The following is a 17,056-nucleotide window of genomic DNA, read 5'->3' on the forward strand; positions in this document are numbered from 1 at the left end:
ATGAGCGTTAGATTAGAATTTGATGAGAAAGAGCAATCGTCACCAACGTTCCCTTTCCCACTTCGCTTTGGATCTCCAATTTACCTTTGAATGACTCGACAAGCGACCGGGCGATGGAAAGCCCGAGTCCATTGCCTCCCGTTTTCCTTGCCCTCGATGAATCCACGCGATAAAAACGTTCAAATACATGCGGGAGATGTTCTGGTGATATCCCTGCGCCGCGATCTTTCACACCGATGATAATTTCATCGGCCTGCCGTTTTATCATGACCTGTATACTTGAGTCACTGTATTTCATAGCATTGTCCAATAGGATGACAATCGCCTGTTCAAGCTTACTGGAAATGGTCATTGCATATATTTCCTTAAACTCTGATTCTATCGTTATTTCACGATTCCCCGTCCTTCTGAATGTTTGGGCAATCCCTTCACAAAACGAAATAAGTTCTATTTTCCCTTCCACATCTGCTGAAGGTTCCGTTTGGGAGGCAGACTGCAGAAGATGTTCCGTCAGCTTTTTCATCCGGACGGCTTCATGATGGATTGCCTCCACCGCCTCTTCCTGAATCGCCTCATCCTTCATTCCCCAGCGTTTCAATAAGGAAGAGTAGCTTTCTATGACCGTAATCGGTGTTTTCAATTCATGTGAAGCATCTGAAAGGAATTGCTGCTGTTGGTCATAATTCCGCTCCAGCCTTTCCATCATCCTGTTGAATGCCACTCCCATCACCTGCAGCTCATCCTTTGATTGGTCCGATAGCGGTATCCGTTTGAATTCCCCGCTTTTCTCAATATCCTTCATCGTTCCGCTCATGATCGATATCGGTTTGAGGATCAGGTTGGCCAGCCACTTACCTGCAAGAATGGATAAAAGAATGACAAAAAGCGATGCACCGCCTAAAACAAGGGCAAGCACCGATAAATTATCAAGGAGGGTATCTTGCGGCTGTGTGACCTCTATCATCCCTAGCTTCTTCCCTTCATCAGGATAAGGATAACGATAGGTCATGACATATTCCCCGTCAGCTTTGGTAAAATCATAACCTTTCTCGTTAATGGCTTTAACCGCAAGCCCCTCAAGGTCCTCTTCATCGGTAAATGATTTTATCAACCTTCCATCAGTATCGAATATCCGCACCATTCCATCGTCAGGGATATACGGCTCCATTAAAGCGGGATCACCGGAAATCAAATCTTTCGCCAAGATATTTTCTTCAATTAATGAAGCTTGATCTTCAAGCAGATCCCGTTCCCTCTCTACTGATATCCAAAGGAAGGCGATTAAAACGATGATACTCAACAATATAAGCATGACACTTAAAAAAAGACTGGAATACGTTTGGATTTTCGTCCGGATCTTCATACTGGCTCCTTCAAGCTGTAACCTACACCGCGGTAAGTATGTATGAGCTGCAGCTCAAAGGGATAATCTATTTTTTTGCGTAAATAACGGATATACACATCGACCACATTCGTATCCCCTGCAAAATCATATCCCCATACATGTGTCAGGATTTGCTCTCTAGAAAGTACTTGATTTTTATTTTGCAAAAGATAAACCAGCAAATCGAACTCGCGGGAAGTCAGCTCAATCCTTTTGCCTTGCCTGTGAATGTCCCTTGTACCAAGGTTCAACTTCAGATCATGAATCTTTAGTTCATCCACTTCCACTTCTGGTTGGCGCTCCCGTACATTGGTACGGAAACAAGCACGGATCCGTGCGAGCAGCTCTTCGATTTCAAACGGTTTCGTTACATAATCATTTGCACCATGGTCAAGGCCATTCACCTTGTCTGGCACAGCATCCCTTGCGGTTAGAAGGATGACCGGTGTTGATCCATTCTTCTTCCGGTAACGCCTAAGTACTTCTATGCCATTCAGCTCGGGCAGCATCACATCCAATAAGATTAAATCCCACTCCTCGGCTTCTGCCCTTTCCAGACCCGACTTTCCGGTAAATGCCGATTCTGTTTGATAACCCTCATGGTCAAGTTCCAGCTGGAGAACCCTCGCAATTTTTTCTTCATCTTCTATAATTAAAATTCTTTTATTCATGATCATCACCACCTACCCCTTAGTGTACTGAAGAAATATGAAAATATCATGAGAAATTGAACCCTTCGACTTATAATTTTTTCTCCTTTAAAAAAGGTCAAAAAAAGAACCGGGTGTGAAAACACACCCGATCCATTTCATTCACCGTTCCAATGCTGGTCAATGAATTCATCGCGGCCCGATTTCGCACGGTCCGCTTTATAGTCATCTTTGTTTTTTTTATGATAGCCTTGATGGTATTCTTCGGCAGGATAAAAGGGTTGGGCCGGAAGGATTTCCGTTACGATGGGTTTCTGGAACTTCCCGCTGGCTGCTACCTTTTCTTTCGATTCAAGAGCCAGTTTCTCTTGAGCTTCATCATGATAGAAGATGGCCGTCCGATATTGGCTTCCTCTGTCATGGAATTGACCGCCATCGTCGGTAGGATCAATTTGCTGCCAATATAGTTCCAGCAATCTTTCATAAGGAAATAACTGAGGATCGAAAGTGATTTCCACGACTTCATAATGTCCCGTAGTGCCCGTTTTCAATTCCTCGTAAGTCGGGTTTTCAATATGCCCTCCCGAATAACCGGATACGATTCCCCCAATCCCCGGTAGTTCTTCAAATGGTGTCACCATGCACCAAAAACAGCCTCCGGCAAATGTAGCCTTTTGCATAATGGCCAGCCCCTTTCCTGTATGTAATAAAAATTAATATACCATATTCCAATCCTGACACTGAGCTTTTTTGCTTTGAGAAGCCGCCATTAAATGCGCCAAAACTGATTTACCTTTGATCAATCTTTTGACCAGCCCTTTTCCTTGAATCTTACAATCGCTTCAACACGGTTGCTTACATCCAATTTATCAAGGATGACCGATATATAATTACGAACCGTTCCATTAGTCAAATAAAGCTGGCTTGCGATTTCTTTTGTTGTCTTACCATCCGCGATCAATTTGAGCACTTGGCACTCCCGTTCAGTCAAAGGGTTTTCTTCTTCGAAAGCCATATCCACCAGCTCAGGGGCATAAACGCGCCTCCCATCCATGATGACACGGATCGAATTTGCCAGCTCATCACTTGGGCTATCCTTCAGCAGGTATCCACCTACTTCTGCCTTTCTGGCTCTTTCAAAATATCCAGGACGTGCAAAAGTGGTCAAAATGATGACCTTGCATTGATGGCCCTGATCCTTGATCTCCTCGGCTACATCGAGCCCGGTTTTAACTGGCATTTCAATATCGGTTATACAGATATCCGGCTTTAATTGATTGACGAGATTCATTGCTTCTTCCCCATTGCTCGCTTTTCCTACAACTTCCATGTCACTTTCCAAATCAAGGATGGAACCTAGCGCGCCAAGCAGCATCCGCTGATCTTCGGCAATTACGATTCGAATCAATGTCAATCTCTCCTATCCATTATTTTTTATCGCATTCGGAACCCTTATATAAAGTGTCGTTCCATCTGTCGTTTGAATATCCAGGCTGCCATTAACGAATTCGAGCCTTTCTTTCATTCCATGAAGCCCATTTCCTTTAAAAAACTCTGATCTATGTGAAAGCCCCACTCCATTATCCTGTACTGTGATCGTTACCCCTGTTTGTAATTCTTCAATGACGATATGACAGCAGTCGGCTCCGCTATGTTTGACGATATTGGTCACAGCTTCTTTCAAGCACATGCTTAAAACCGTTTCAACAAGCAGTGGGGTATCTTTCAATTCAGTGGTGCCTTCCAAATTGAATTCTATCCCTGCCGCTTTCAATATTTGCTTGACCCGGATGATTTCATCGCTAAGCTTGGCCCCACGCATTTCCGACACCATTTCACGGACTTCCTTGAGTGCCGTCCTCGCCGTTTGACGGATATCCTTGATTTCCTTCTTGGCCGACTCCGGATTCAAATCGATCAATTTCCCTGCAAGGTCACTTTTCAAGCCAATCAAAGACAGCTTTTGTCCAAGTGTATCATGTAAGTCACGGGCAATCCGCTGGCGTTCTTCCATTTTGCCAAGCTCTGATATTCTTTTATGTGCGTCCTCCAATTGTTCTTCCAGCCTGCCCCGTTTATTTCGATTATATGTGTTGAACGGGAGCAGGATCACGCCTACCACACAAATGAGCATAAAGGGAAATTGCGAAAAGAATGTAGGGTCCTTCATGATGAATCCAATATTGACAGACACGATGGTAGCCAATAGCTGGATCGAATATAATACGAAAAAACCAACCTTATTTTGAACATTCCCAATAAAGAATGCTAAAAAAAGCGAAAAGTAAATATAGCTGAAAAATATGGTCATGGATATGGATATGACTATTTGTATCGCCGTCCATACGTATACGGGCCATCCCTTCGAAACGAATGAGAGACCATATGATATGAAAAACAAAATGATCATGACGATTCCAAAGACTATCTCCAACATCGAAGAGGATTTGAAGATGAAATAAAAAGGAAGGATACAAAAAATGATCCAGACATAAGGGCTCAGCCCTGTGTTTTTCGGAAAGATATGATACCAACTTTGCATGGCGCCGCCTCTATTTCTTTTTATCCTAGTATATACTAAGGAGTTTCATCAAAAAACCATCCAATGGGAATTGGATGGTTTTTTTGATGAACAGTTTATTGAAACCTGGACGTTCATTATTGATTTTGTTTTCTTTAAAACGACAGGCGTCTTGTTTTTGCCATTAAGCCTTCCGTAACATTTTGGTACACCCGGACTAAGATTGTACGTGGTGAAAACCATCATATAGCCAAAAAAAGATCCGCCGCCTGGCGAACCCATTTATAACTTGATGGCATATACCCGTTCAGGACGTCCTACCGTACCATATGTTAAATCGGCATCAATTTTTTCCTCTGACATCAAGTGCTCCAGATAACGCCTTGCCGTTGTCCTGCTCACCCCGATTTCCTTTGCCACTATTTCGGCCGTTAAGCCAGGGGAGGATTTCCCCAACACAGCCATCACCTTCTCCAAAGTCATCCGATCGATCCCTTTTGGCAGCGAAGACTGTTCCCTCTCATTTTCTTTCACTTCTTTTCGCAAAAGCTTATCAACCTGTTGCTGTGTTACTGGAAAATTGCCCTTTTCCAATTCTGACAGCTTAATGTGATACTCTTGATATCTGTGTAAAGACTGCTTGAAACGTTCAAATGCGACAGGCTTGATAATATAATCAAATATGCCGATTTTGATGGCTTCCTGGACTTTTTCTATTTCTTTAGCCGCCGTTATCATAATGACATCCATTTGTTTGCTTTGCTGCTTGATTTCTTTCAGGATATCGAGCCCATTCATATCCGGAAAATACATGTCGAGCAGCAATAGATCCGGCTGCATGATTTCAATGAAGCTTTTAGCTTCGTCATAGCTTGAGGCGATCCCTATCGTTTGAAAACCCTCAAGCTTTTCGATGAATAGCTTTTGTATCTCGGCAATCCGCAGGTCATCTTCTACGATTAAAACTTCTATATCGCGATTGGCCATCGTCAAATCACCCCTCTGTTTTTTGGCAGTGCTACAGTAAAAATCGTATATTCCCCTTCTTTTGTCGAAAAAGTGATATACCCCCCTAATCCATCTATCGCTTCCTGAACAAGTCCCAAACCTATACCTGAATTGGTTTGATGGCTTTTCGTCGTAAAACCGTTCTGGAAAATCATTTCGGTAACATCTGAATTCATCCCTTTTCCATTATCTTCAACCTCTATGATCAACTCTTTACCCAAGTCCGTGACGAACAACGATACCCTTTTTTCCTCCCTATCGTTTTCCCGTACGGCCTCAAAGGCATTATTGATGAGGTTGCCGATGATCGTCACCAATAAATCCCGATCTATTTCGGACGGAATATCTTTAAAACTGCTCTCTCTATCAATTGTAAAATCAATTTTCAGCTCGCTCGCCAAACTCACCTTCCCTAAGATGAACCCAGCAATAATCGGATCAGGTATTTCCTTCATTAGAAAGTGAATGAAGCCTTGGGTAACATCGACTTCCTTCGATATGAAATCCATCGCTTCTTTATATGAACCAAGTTGAATCAGGCCTAGCAAAGTATAGAGCCGATTCGAATATTCATGTGTCTGGGCCCTCAGTCCTTCTGCATATGCCTTTACATGTGACAGTTCCTGAAGGAGATTGGATAGTTCCGATTTATTTCTTAAACTTGCAACGGCACCGATGATTTCACCCTGTCCATTCATAATGGGAATCCGGCTTGCCAAGAAAACTTCACCGTCAATCATGAATTCCTGATCATACTCGGCCCGTGCCGTGCTGACTACATCCAGCAAATGTGTATGCGTTATGACTTCTTCGATTTTTTGCCCGCGAAGCATGACGTCTTTAGGGATATGAAGGATTTTATGCGCCGTTTCATTGACGACCGTGATTTTCCCATGAACATCAATGGCAATGATGCCCTCATGAATGGATTCCAAAATGGCATGCTTCTCTTGGAACATCCAGGCAATCTCTTTCGGCTCCAGACCCAATATCGCCTTTTTTATATTGAATGAAATGAAAAAGGCGATCAATAAACCGCCGATTAATATAAAAGAGATGATCCAGACGATCTTTCTTTGTATACTGGACACTTCTTTTTCAATATCATCCTGAAGGTAGCCAACCGAGACGACTCCAATGACTTTTCCATTTGCGATTATTGGGGATTTCCCCCTTATGGAAGGACCCAATGTCCCAGTGGACTCCGTGATGATGGATTTCCCATCCCACACCTCGCCGTTATCTCCCCCTACCATTTTCTTCCCGATCATGTCGGGATTTGGATGGGACAGTCGTGTTTCATTCTTATCGCCGATTACTATGAATTCCGCATCGATTTGCCTGCGAACCATTTCCGCGATGGGCTGGATGATTACAGAGGGATTATCCGTTCGAAAAGCTTGTTTAATTTCAGGCAGCAAAGAAATGGTCTGGGCAACCGACAATGCTTTTTCCCCTGTTTCCTGCTTCAGGTTATTTTCCAGGATATTTATAAAAATAACTTCAAAGATTCCACCCATTAAGATGATTAACGTACAGATGCCCAGCATCAACTTGGTGTGTAAACGCATTCAATCACCTCTACTTACATCATATAAAAAAAAACCCCTTTAAAAAAGGAGTTTTTTCACAACATTCAGAAAATGTGCGTTAACCTTCAATATTGATGACAACATCCTTCCCTCTCTTTTTAAGCAAAACCGGAATGAGCAGCCATAATGCCGTTATGATCAGGAATGTCAGGGAAAGCGGCCTGGTAAAAAACAAACTGTAATCCCCATCGGATATCGTCAGGGCCCTGCGCATATTATTTTCTATCATCGGTCCTAAAACCAGCCCTAATACCAATGGAGCGATTGGATAATCATTTTTACTTAAGAAATATCCCAAGACCCCGCACCCTAATAATAGCAATAAATCATAAGTCGATACTTGTACCGCATAAACGCCAAAAATGGAAATCGCGATAATGAGCGGAATCAAATATTTCTTTGGCGTTTCAATGATTTTCGCAAAAACCTTAACGAGCGGGAGATTAAGGATCAGCAGCATCAGATTCCCGATGAACATACTGGCGATAAGCCCCCAAGCTACCTGAGGATGGTCCTCGAATAATAATGGACCTGGCTGAACATTGTACATCATGAGCGCACCCATTAAAATCGCTGTTGTACCGGAACCCGGAATTCCCAGCGTCAATAATGGAATCATCGCTCCGCCAGATGCCGCATTATTGGCCGTTTCAGGTCCAGCCACCCCAGCTATCGCGCCTGTACCAAATCTCCAGGGTTTTTTTGAAATCCTTTTTTCCATAAGATATGAGAAGAACGAAGCAAGAGTAGCCCCTGCACCCGGCAGGATTCCTACAAAGAAACCCAAGAGCGATCCTCGGGCAATGGGACCCGCAGATTCCTTGAATTCTTCTCTGGAAGGAAGCAAATTACTAATCTTCGCGATATCCCCGTCATCCTCTTCTTTTTCTAAGATTGTCTTGAATACTTCTCCAAGGGCGAATAGCCCCACTGCGATCGTCAAGAATTCGATTCCTTGATATAGCCAGGGAATGTCGAATGTAAAACGAGCTATTCCTGATACATTATCAATGCCTATCGTCCCGATCAGCAAGCCGCAAACCGTCATGATCAATGCCTTGGTTACCGATTTTCCCGCGAGGCCGCTGACGGCCGCCAACCCTAGAAGCATGAGCGAAAAATATTCCGCCGGACCGAATTTAATGGCAATCGTCGATAATGGTTGTGCCAAGGCAATCATGGCGATAAGGGTGACTATCCCTCCGACGAAGGAACCGATTGCCGAAATGGATAAGGCACTCCCGGCCCTTCCCTTTTTCGCCATTTGGTAACCGTCCAATGTGGTGACGACAGAAGAGGATTCGCCAGGTGTATTCAATAGGATTGAAGTTGTCGACCCTCCATACATCGCTCCATAATAAACACCTGCAAGTAAAATGATGGCGCTTGTTGCCGCTTGCTCTGGTGGAAGTCCCCCTGTAATCGAAGCGGTTACCGGAATCAAAAGAGCCACTCCGCTCATCGGCCCGATCCCCGGCAAAACGCCGACAGCCGTACCGATCAATACTCCGACAAATGCAAAAAGGATGTTATACCAAGTTAGTGCCGTTTCAAAACCATGCAATAAATAATCAAAAGTGCCCACTTCACATCCCCCTTCCTTTTATGAAAACCAGATTGGCCAACCCGGCAGTGTCCCCTTTAAAACATTCACGAATAAATAATAGATGATTCCGGAAAATCCTGCGGAAATGATGAGCGATGTCATCCACTTATTCCGTTCCATCGTTTGAAAGCAAACAAACAAAAAGAGGAAGGTCGTAATGACATATCCTATCGTTTCCAATGTCAAAATATAAATCAGGGTGGAGAGCAGAATGATGATAAAGGGTTTATATTCCAGCTTTCCCTTACCCGATTCCTGCACCTTGCCCCGAAATGCCTCATAGAACAGGCGAATACTTAAAACAGCGAGAACGAGCCCCAATACAAAAGGGAAAATATCCGGTCCTACCGAACTTCCATAAGAAGAACTGGCCAGTTTCCTGCTTCCTATCATGAACAGCACCCCGACAGCCAGAAAGGCTACAGATGCAAAGCGATCAAATTTCACGTCCATCCTAATCCCTCCATTTCAGAAAACAAGAAGAAGGTGAAAGCACCTCCTTCTCCCCGATTATTTTTCCATGCCTAAAGCTTCTAATAATTGCTGCACCTGTTTTTCCTGTTCTTCTAAAAACTTGCTGAATTCTTCACTATTTTTATATTCTTGTTCCCATCCTTGAACTTCCACTTCCTTCTTCCATTCAGAAGTTTCAACTAGCTTTGCAATGGTTCCTTCCCAAAAGGTTTTCGCTTCATCAGACATATTCTGAGGTCCAAAAACCCCTCTCCAAATCGTGAATTCAGCATCAACACCCTGTTCCTTTGCCGTTGGTATGTCTTTAAGATCGCCACCCAAACGTTCAGTCGAGGTTACGGCCAACACTCTAATCTTCCCTGCTTTTAAAAATTCCCTGACACTGGATGCATCCGTTCCAATCACATCCGCATTACCGCCAAGCAAGGCCGTAATCGCTTCCCCGCCACCGTCATACGAAACGTATTTAAGTTCTGTTGGATTCAAGCCATATTCATAGGCTGGAAGAATGGAAATCAAATGATCCATGGATCCCGGAGCCGATCCTCCTGCAAACGTCAGCTTACGCGGATCTTTCTTCACCGCTTCCAGCACTGATTTCAAATCCTTGAATTCGGAATCCGCCTTTACCACTATCGCCCCATAATCCTTTGTCAGCTGCGCCAAAGGGGTCGTATTTTTATACCCATAAGGACTGTTGCCTTCTTTTTTAAGGTTATTGATGATGACAGGCGGTGAATTCACGAACAGCATGTCATTATTATCCGCTTGTTGTGTTGCATAATCCGCCATGAATACAGCGCCCCCGCCACCGGGTTTGTTTTCGACGGTCAATGGCTGGTTCACCAGTTTGGTCTCACTCAAGACCTTTGTAAATGAACGGGCGGTTAAATCCCATCCCCCGCCTGCGCCCGATGGAGCAACGACCGTTATGGATTTTTTCGGATAGCCTGTACTTTCTTTCTTTTCTCCGGATGTATCCGAACTGCTGCATGCACCTAAACTTAAAGCTAACGAACCTGCCAAAATGACCGCTGAAATCTTTTTACGTGAAAACATAATAATCCTCCTTTTGAAAGCGTTTTCTTGATTCTACAAAAATATCTTCCTTTTCTTTGATTATTAACCTAAGATGCATAAATTCCATAACCTCTATATTGTTCATAAAGTTTTATCGGGAGACATGGGAAAAAGGCCCGCCCATTAAGAGCAGCCCTGCTAGAATAGTATTTTTGATAGATAGACGACCATCGTTACCGTTATACTGCTGAATAAAGTCGACATCAAGACTGCTTGTGCCGCATACTCCGGATGGTTGTCATATTCCAAAGCGAATAATGCGCTGTTTCTCGATGTTGGAAATGAACTTGCGATAAATAAACCCTGAGCGACAGTCCCTTCCAAGCCCAGCAGGAGGATGATAAGGAATGCGATGGACGGCGAGAGTATTAACCGGCCAATCAAGCTAAGGATAAGCGGAAGCGGGAATTGCGTCATTTTCAAATAGGCACTCTGTGCACCCAATGTGATCAAGGCAATGGCTATGAAAGCACTCGCGATATTTTCAATCGGGGTCCATAAGAACAACGGAATGTCGAAAGAAGCGGAATGTAATAGAAGACCGAGTAATAAAGCATAAATGACGGGGTTCTTCAAGAACTCGCGAATGGCGCCCTTCGCACTTTTTGTATGGACGGAAACGGAATTCATCAATCCATAGGTATAGGTCAACAGGTTTTGAAAAATGATCACGATGACTTGGATCGACAGGCCAAGGGGATTCCCATTAAAAACCATCTGGCTTACGGGTAACCCGAAATTGGCTGAATTATTCAGGACTACACTATTTTTAAACGTGGCAGAAAGACTTTGATCAAACCTGGCAAGTTTGGCAATCACTGTACTTACGATGATGAGGCTTACTGCTTGAAGGGCAAGGAAGCTGAATATCTGGACGATCATCCCCCCGCCCATTTTACTTTGATAGATATTGACAAAGCTAATGGCTGGCATGAGCAGGAAGTGATTCAATTTAGACAGCGTATTCATATCCAACTTGAATTTACGATGCAGGATGGCCCCAGCCCCTATTAGGAAAAAGACCGGCACAATGACATTCAGTACGATCAGAAACAGGACACTCACTTGACTTCCTCTCCATTCCTTAGGCAAATTCATGATGATTTACATCTCCCTTCTATCATAATCCTGGGATAACCATAGTTAAAATACCAATAAATTATCGTTATCCATTCATAAAAGGAATGACAAAAAAAGCACAGAGATTTCTGCGCTTCCAGTTAAATATCACTCATGAAATCGACTTCTTTGACAAATTCGACAAACGCTTTGACCAGTTTTAATTCCAGTGACTTTTCATGATATAACATCCACGTATTCCTGATAAGGGGATTACCATGCTTATCCCTAAGGTCCATCTGACGGAGACTTTGGTCCTTCTCCAATAAAACACTGGGAAGGATGCCATATCCCAGGCCATTCCTGACCATTTCTTTGCATGTATCACCTTTGTCCACTTCCATCCCAACCAAAGGCGGTCCTGAAAAATTGTCTCTCCACCAATTATCGATCATTGTTTTTAAAAGGGCGTCCGTCCCATAATCGATCCTCGGCAAGAAAGGCAGGTCCCGGACTTCGATTTCTTCCTTGGAAGCAATGCAAATCGTTTCCTCAAAAAGATGGTGCCTTGACCCTGCCCATTGATAGTCCCCCCGAACGATCCCTACATGCACTTCTTCCTTGTAAATGAGGTTCAGCACTTCTTTACTCCAACCAGTCGTCACATGGAAATCCACTTTAGGATATCGCTCACGAAATAATCTCAACAGGCCAGGCAATTTATGCAGCGTGATATAATTGGAAACACCCAGCCGTAATGTCCCACTGATCTCCTGACCCATATTGAACGCTGTCTCTTTTATCTGCCGGAGCCTGATCAGCATTTCATCTGCACAGTTGGCCAAATATTCCCCTTGAGGGGTGAACTGCACTCCCCTTGTTCCGCGCTCCACAATCTTTAGATTGAATTCCTTCTCTATTTGCTGAATTCGTTTCGTTAAAGAAGGTTGCGATATATATAAACTTTGCGCCGTTTTAGTAATATTCTTATGCTCATGCAACACCTTTAAAATATGCCAATCCCTTTCATTCATAACCCTTCCCCCGATACCGCTTTTTCCTTGAGTGTCCTATCGAAACTGTATCATACAAGGCTTGTTGGATATATCCAAGCAATGCCGGCAAGGACTTTCCCAAAGCGCATTCTCCAGCCCGTCTTAGGAGCGGCATCTTTCACGCTCAGTCATTCAATTGTATTCTTTCAGGGCATGTATAGATATTCAGTGAATCATTACGAATGAACCCGACTGTGGTGATTCCCAATCCTTCAGCCAACTCCAAAGCCAATTCGGTTGGAGCGGATTTCGAGAGAATCAGTTCACAGCCGATTTTCGCCACCTTCAAGAGAATTTCCGATGAGATCCGGCCGCTGAACACGATAGCTTTCCCTTCTATCGAAATACCATTTTTCAAGCAATGGCCGTATATTTTGTCCAATGCATTATGCCGGCCGATGTCCATCCTGCTTAATACGAGGCCATCAACATCACATAATGCGGCATTGTGTACGCCTCCTGTGTTCTGGAAGGTGACAGCGGAATTTTGTAAATCCTTCATCAAGCGGAAGCAGTCATCTGGAGTCAGTTTCACCGAAACATTATCCATTTTCTTGGCCGTCAAAGCATCATTCACAAAGACGAACCCTTGTCGGCTCATTCCGCAGCATGATGTAATATACCGCTTATTTTGAAATTCCTGGAAGTAGGGATTCACTTTATCTGTCTTCACATGAACAAAGCCTTCTTTTTCCTGGACCCAGATTTCTTTTATCTCATCATATTTTTTGATGATGCCTTCCGAAGCCAAATAGCCAATCACCATATCCTCGATGCATTCAGGTGTACACACCATCGTGACGAATTCCTGGCCATTTATTTTGACAGTAACGGGATACTCCGTTACGATCGTATCTTCCGTCCGCCCGATGTTACCTTTGGTTATCCGGATGATGTCCCTCTTGCTTTCAATCGCTTTCATGTTCCCACTCCTTTTACTATCCAGGAGCCAATTGACCACTATTCAAGGAAGATGGTCAATGCCCGTTGAGTTTGTCCGCTATATCCTTATCAAATACGAATACGGAAATCGCTATGTTCTCCTTGATTTTGATATCTGAAAACAAATGGACCAGTTTAGCCCCAACCAGTTCTTCCATTCCATCTGGAGGACTCTCCGAATACACATCCTGTACCATTTTGGTACGTGCAGAATGGACCATGTCCCTTCCTTCCTCCGATCTTGATATGAACATTTCCGTAGGAGTCAAATTCCCATATAACGTAGAAACGGCCATATTCTCCACGAAAACCGTGTGTATGCGTTCTGGTCCTTTACCGAATAGTTCCTTGCGCAGCTTACGAATCATATCATTGAATTCATGGATAACCTTTGACACCGTTACGTCACTCCAATTCAAGAAAATTAAGTTCTCAATTTTCTAATCATAAATCAACGCGAAGAAAAACGAAAGGAATTTGGGAATGATAGCCTCTTTCCAGGATTGTTTCTTGCTAAAATTAAAGGTATAATATCTAAGAGGAAAGTTGGGAGCATAATAGTGTACTGTTGTGTCCTATCTTTTTTAAAAATCATCCATTATGGTATGGATTGGTATATTGGCAAGCTTTGCTATTAAACTATTCCACCATGACCTACATTTCCGTTCAGAGCCGGAGGTGTGATCATGGTGGTTTTTTTTCGTGTTTTTGGCTATAAAAGGGGGAAATATAATGAGCGATTCAAACATCACCATCAAAATAAATGGGAAGGATTATACCGCTAATGAAGGAGCGACAATTCTGGAGGTCATCAACCAAAATGAGATAGCTCATCCACAGATTTGTTATGTTCCTGAAGTGGATCCGATCCAAACATGCGACACATGCATCGTCGAAGTTAATGGGGAACTCGTCCGATCATGTTCGACAAAAGCAGCGGGCGGCATGGATATAGCCTTGGATTCAAGCAAGGCAAAAGAAGCCCAAACCGAAGCCATGGACCGGATCCTGGAAAACCATTCTTTATACTGTACTGTATGTGATAATAATAACGGAAATTGCAAACTGCATAACACAGCGGAATTAATGGAAATCGAACACCAAAAATATCCTTACACACCGAAAGTGGAATTGGGTGCCGTCGATATGTCCCATCCATTTTACCGCTATGATGCCAATCAATGCATCGCATGCGGCCAATGTGTCGAAGTCTGCCAGAACCTTCAGGTCAACGAGACGCTGTCCATCGACTGGGAAGCGGAACGCCCCCGGGTAATCTGGGATGAAGGAACGGAAATCAATAACTCATCTTGTGTAGGCTGCGGACAGTGTGTAACCATTTGTCCATGTAATGCATTAATGGAAAAATCGATGCTGGGTGAGGCTGGCTTCATGTCAGGTTTGAAAAACGATATGCTTGAACCAATGATTGACCTTGTCAAAGAAGTGGAACCTGGATACAGCGGGATTTTTGCCATTTCAGAGATTGAAGCGGCAATGCGTGATACACGGACGAAGAAGACAAAAACGGTCTGTACGTTCTGTGGGGTAGGATGCACATTCGAAGTCTGGACAAAAGGCCGTAAAATCCTTAAAGTCCAACCTACCCATGAAGCACCCGTCAATGCGATATCCACATGTGTCAAAGGGAAATTCGGCTGGGACTTCGTAAACTCGGAAAAACGTTTAACCAAGCCCCTGATTCGGAAAAATGGGAGATTCGTTGAATCAAGCTGGGATGAAGCACTTGATTTGGTTGCATCCAGACTTGGTTCGATCAAACAGCAATACGGCGGAAATTCAGTAGGCTTCATTTCCTCATCAAAGATCACGAATGAAGAAAACTATGTGATTCAAAAACTGGCACGTCAAATGTTCGAAACGAATAACGTCGACAATTGCTCGCGTTACTGTCAATCCCCGGCAACAGACGGACTGTTCCGTACGGTCGGCATGGGAGGAGATGCTGGTACGATTAAAGATATCGCCGCAGCAGGTCTTGTCATCATCGTTGGCGCTAACCCTGCAGAAGGCCATCCCGTATTGGCGACACGCGTAAAACGGGCACACAAGCTTCACGGACAAAAACTGATCGTAGCTGACATCCGCAAAAACGAAATGGCCGAACGCTCCGACATCCATATCAGTCCAAAACAAGGAACAGACCAGGTTTGGTTGATGGCGGTTACAAAATATATAATCGATCAAGACTGGCATGATCAAGAATTCATCAATGAAAATGTTAACTTCTTCGACGATTACAAAGAAGTACTTGAAAAATACACCCTGGAATATGCCGAAACACACACAGGCATTTCAAGAGAAACATTGATCCAAATAGCTGAGACCATTCGCGATGCAGACGGAACATGCATCCTCTGGGGAATGGGCGTTACCCAAAACACCGGTGCTTCCGATACTTCAGCGGCAATTTCCAACTTGCTATTGGCTACGGGTAACTACCGTCGTCCAGGAGCGGGAGCTTATCCGCTTCGCGGCCATAACAATGTACAGGGCGCTTGCGATATGGGTACCTTGCCAACATGGCTTCCAGGATATCAGCATGTTACCGATGACGTGGCACGTGCTAAATTCGAAAAAGCTTATGGAGTGAAAATCGATGGCAAACCAGGCTTGAACAATATTGAAATGCTCAAAGCGATAGAAAAAGGCGACATGAAGGCCATGTATCTCGTCGGAGAAGATATGGCACTTGTCGATGCGGATGCAAACCATGTTGATAAAGTGTTATCCGGATTGGATTTCTTTGTTGTCCAGGATATTTTCCTTTCAAGGACAGCCCAATATGCCGACGTGGTATTGCCAGGAGCCCCATCTCTTGAAAAAGACGGAACGTTCACCAATACGGAGCGCCGTGTACAGCGTTTATATAAAGCCCTTCCCACAATGGGGGATTCTAAAGCGGACTGGGAAATCACTCAAGAGATCGCCAACCGCTTAGGTGCAAATTGGAACTACACTCACCCTAGTGAAATCTATGAAGAAATGGCAAGCCTGTCACCGATATTCAGCCAAGCGAATTACGAGGTGCTGGAAGGATGGAACAGCTTCCTCTGGGGAAGCCATGATGGATCAAACACACCGCTTCTTTATGTGGATGGCTTCAACTTCCCTGATAAGAAAGCGCGCTTTGCACTGGCTGACTGGGTGGAACCTCATAAATTCCCGGAAGAATATGACCTTCATATCAATAACGGACGTATGCTGGAGCATTTCCATGAAGGCAATATGACGAACAAATCCAATGGAATCCAATCGAAAGTACCTGATATTTTCGTTGAGGTATCACCAGAACTTGCCAAAGAACGTAAAGTCGGCGATGGCGGACTCGTTCGCTTAGTGTCTCCATTCGGGGCCGTTAAATTAAAAGCCCTGATCACAGACCGTGTAAAAAATAATGAGCTATTTTTACCGATGAACTCAGTCGATAAAGACTCTGCCATCAACTTCCTGACCGGTCCCATCTATGATCAACGCACAAGCACGCCTGCTTACAAACAGACGATGGTCCGCATGGAAGTATTAAGCGCAAGCGGAGACATCCCATTACCGGGTACCAATCCACGGAACAAAAAACGTCATCCTCAAAATGGTGTCGAGGTTGAACGTAAGTGGGCCCGTCCAGGGTATGTTCACTTAACGGATAAATAAACAGGGAGGGTGA

At 43.9% G+C, this 17,056-nt stretch carries 15 protein-coding genes; 1 reads left to right on the top strand and 14 read right to left on the bottom strand.

Annotated features, from left to right (window positions below):
* Positions 1-7: 7 nt before the first annotated feature.
* The 14 genes from ACQKFG_RS14605 to ACQKFG_RS14670 form a co-directional block, all read right to left on the bottom strand.
* Positions 8-1,363: a sensor histidine kinase gene (locus tag ACQKFG_RS14605; protein WP_427560044.1), complete on the bottom strand. Its 1,356-nt coding sequence runs from the start codon at positions 1,361-1,363 to the stop codon at positions 8-10.
* Positions 1,360-2,055 carry a response regulator transcription factor gene (locus tag ACQKFG_RS14610; RefSeq protein ID WP_427560047.1) on the bottom strand — a complete coding sequence of 232 codons (696 nt, stop codon included), beginning with the start codon at positions 2,053-2,055 and terminating at the stop codon, positions 1,360-1,362. Before ACQKFG_RS14610 ends, ACQKFG_RS14605 begins: the two co-directional genes overlap by 4 nt.
* A 137-nt stretch (positions 2,056-2,192) precedes the next feature.
* Positions 2,193-2,714 (bottom strand): peptide-methionine (S)-S-oxide reductase MsrA, encoded by a 522-nt coding sequence (gene msrA / locus ACQKFG_RS14615; RefSeq protein WP_192207038.1) that lies wholly within the window; start codon positions 2,712-2,714, stop codon positions 2,193-2,195.
* A gap of 119 nt (positions 2,715-2,833) precedes the next feature.
* Positions 2,834-3,442 (bottom strand): response regulator transcription factor, encoded by a 609-nt coding sequence (locus ACQKFG_RS14620; RefSeq protein ID WP_076368214.1) that lies wholly within the window; start codon positions 3,440-3,442, stop codon positions 2,834-2,836.
* A gap of 12 nt (positions 3,443-3,454) precedes the next feature.
* Positions 3,455-4,576, bottom strand: a complete 1,122-nt coding sequence (locus ACQKFG_RS14625; protein ID WP_192207039.1) for a sensor histidine kinase — start codon at positions 4,574-4,576, stop codon at positions 3,455-3,457.
* Positions 4,577-4,837: 261 nt separating this feature from the next.
* On the bottom strand, positions 4,838-5,542 hold the full coding sequence (locus ACQKFG_RS14630; RefSeq protein WP_192207041.1) for a response regulator: 705 nt from the start codon (positions 5,540-5,542) through the stop codon (positions 4,838-4,840).
* Between the two features lie 2 nt (positions 5,543-5,544).
* Complete coding sequence (locus ACQKFG_RS14635) at positions 5,545-7,134, bottom strand: ATP-binding protein (protein ID WP_427560053.1); 1,590 nt, start codon at positions 7,132-7,134, stop codon at positions 5,545-5,547.
* 79 nt (positions 7,135-7,213) lie between these two features.
* Complete coding sequence (locus ACQKFG_RS14640) at positions 7,214-8,740, bottom strand: tripartite tricarboxylate transporter permease (RefSeq protein ID WP_192207045.1); 1,527 nt, start codon at positions 8,738-8,740, stop codon at positions 7,214-7,216.
* 18 nt (positions 8,741-8,758) lie between these two features.
* The gene (locus ACQKFG_RS14645; protein ID WP_192207047.1) at positions 8,759-9,214 is read right to left on the bottom strand and encodes a tripartite tricarboxylate transporter TctB family protein; all 456 of its coding nucleotides are present in this window, start codon (positions 9,212-9,214) and stop codon (positions 8,759-8,761) included.
* Positions 9,215-9,271: 57 nt separating this feature from the next.
* On the bottom strand, positions 9,272-10,294 hold the full coding sequence (locus ACQKFG_RS14650) for a Bug family tripartite tricarboxylate transporter substrate binding protein (protein ID WP_192207049.1): 1,023 nt from the start codon (positions 10,292-10,294) through the stop codon (positions 9,272-9,274).
* Positions 10,295-10,453: 159 nt separating this feature from the next.
* Positions 10,454-11,380: an AEC family transporter gene (locus tag ACQKFG_RS14655; RefSeq protein WP_192208079.1), complete on the bottom strand. Its 927-nt coding sequence runs from the start codon at positions 11,378-11,380 to the stop codon at positions 10,454-10,456.
* Between the two features lie 155 nt (positions 11,381-11,535).
* A complete protein-coding gene (locus ACQKFG_RS14660) occupies positions 11,536-12,408 on the bottom strand; it encodes a LysR family transcriptional regulator (RefSeq protein ID WP_427560058.1) in 873 nt (290 codons plus the stop codon).
* A gap of 145 nt (positions 12,409-12,553) precedes the next feature.
* Positions 12,554-13,351, bottom strand: coding sequence for a formate dehydrogenase accessory sulfurtransferase FdhD (gene fdhD / locus ACQKFG_RS14665; RefSeq protein WP_427560061.1), 798 nt, complete (start codon positions 13,349-13,351; stop codon positions 12,554-12,556).
* 55 nt (positions 13,352-13,406) lie between these two features.
* Positions 13,407-13,769, bottom strand: a complete 363-nt coding sequence (locus tag ACQKFG_RS14670; RefSeq protein ID WP_076368224.1) for a DUF2294 domain-containing protein — start codon at positions 13,767-13,769, stop codon at positions 13,407-13,409.
* A 334-nt stretch (positions 13,770-14,103) separates the two neighbouring features.
* On the opposite strand from ACQKFG_RS14670, the gene fdhF reads away from it, so the two are divergent.
* Positions 14,104-17,043, top strand: coding sequence for a formate dehydrogenase subunit alpha (fdhF, locus tag ACQKFG_RS14675; protein WP_427560065.1), 2,940 nt, complete (start codon positions 14,104-14,106; stop codon positions 17,041-17,043).
* Positions 17,044-17,056 lie beyond the last annotated feature (13 nt).

Source organism: Peribacillus sp. NPDC076916, assembly GCF_050269675.1.
GTDB lineage: Bacteria > Bacillota > Bacilli > Bacillales > DSM-1321 > Peribacillus > Peribacillus aracenensis.

Bases quoted from the DNA above. Each gene is read 5' to 3' on its own strand.
- ACQKFG_RS14605 (WP_427560044.1), bottom strand. From the start codon at position 1,363: ATGAAGATCCGGACGAAAATCCAAACGTATTCCAGTCTTTTTTTAAGT.
- ACQKFG_RS14610 (WP_427560047.1), bottom strand. From the start codon at position 2,055: ATGAATAAAAGAATTTTAATTATAGAAGATGAAGAAAAAATTGCGAGG.
- msrA (WP_192207038.1), bottom strand. From the start codon at position 2,714: ATGCAAAAGGCTACATTTGCCGGAGGCTGTTTTTGGTGCATGGTGACA.
- ACQKFG_RS14625 (WP_192207039.1), bottom strand. From the start codon at position 4,576: ATGCAAAGTTGGTATCATATCTTTCCGAAAAACACAGGGCTGAGCCCT.
- ACQKFG_RS14630 (WP_192207041.1), bottom strand. From the start codon at position 5,542: ATGGCCAATCGCGATATAGAAGTTTTAATCGTAGAAGATGACCTGCGG.
- ACQKFG_RS14635 (WP_427560053.1), bottom strand. From the start codon at position 7,134: ATGCGTTTACACACCAAGTTGATGCTGGGCATCTGTACGTTAATCATC.
- ACQKFG_RS14645 (WP_192207047.1), bottom strand. From the start codon at position 9,214: ATGGACGTGAAATTTGATCGCTTTGCATCTGTAGCCTTTCTGGCTGTC.
- ACQKFG_RS14650 (WP_192207049.1), bottom strand. From the start codon at position 10,294: ATGTTTTCACGTAAAAAGATTTCAGCGGTCATTTTGGCAGGTTCGTTA.
- ACQKFG_RS14660 (WP_427560058.1), bottom strand. From the start codon at position 12,408: ATGAATGAAAGGGATTGGCATATTTTAAAGGTGTTGCATGAGCATAAG.
- fdhD (WP_427560061.1), bottom strand. From the start codon at position 13,351: ATGAAAGCGATTGAAAGCAAGAGGGACATCATCCGGATAACCAAAGGT.
- fdhF (WP_427560065.1), top strand. From the start codon at position 14,104: ATGAGCGATTCAAACATCACCATCAAAATAAATGGGAAGGATTATACC.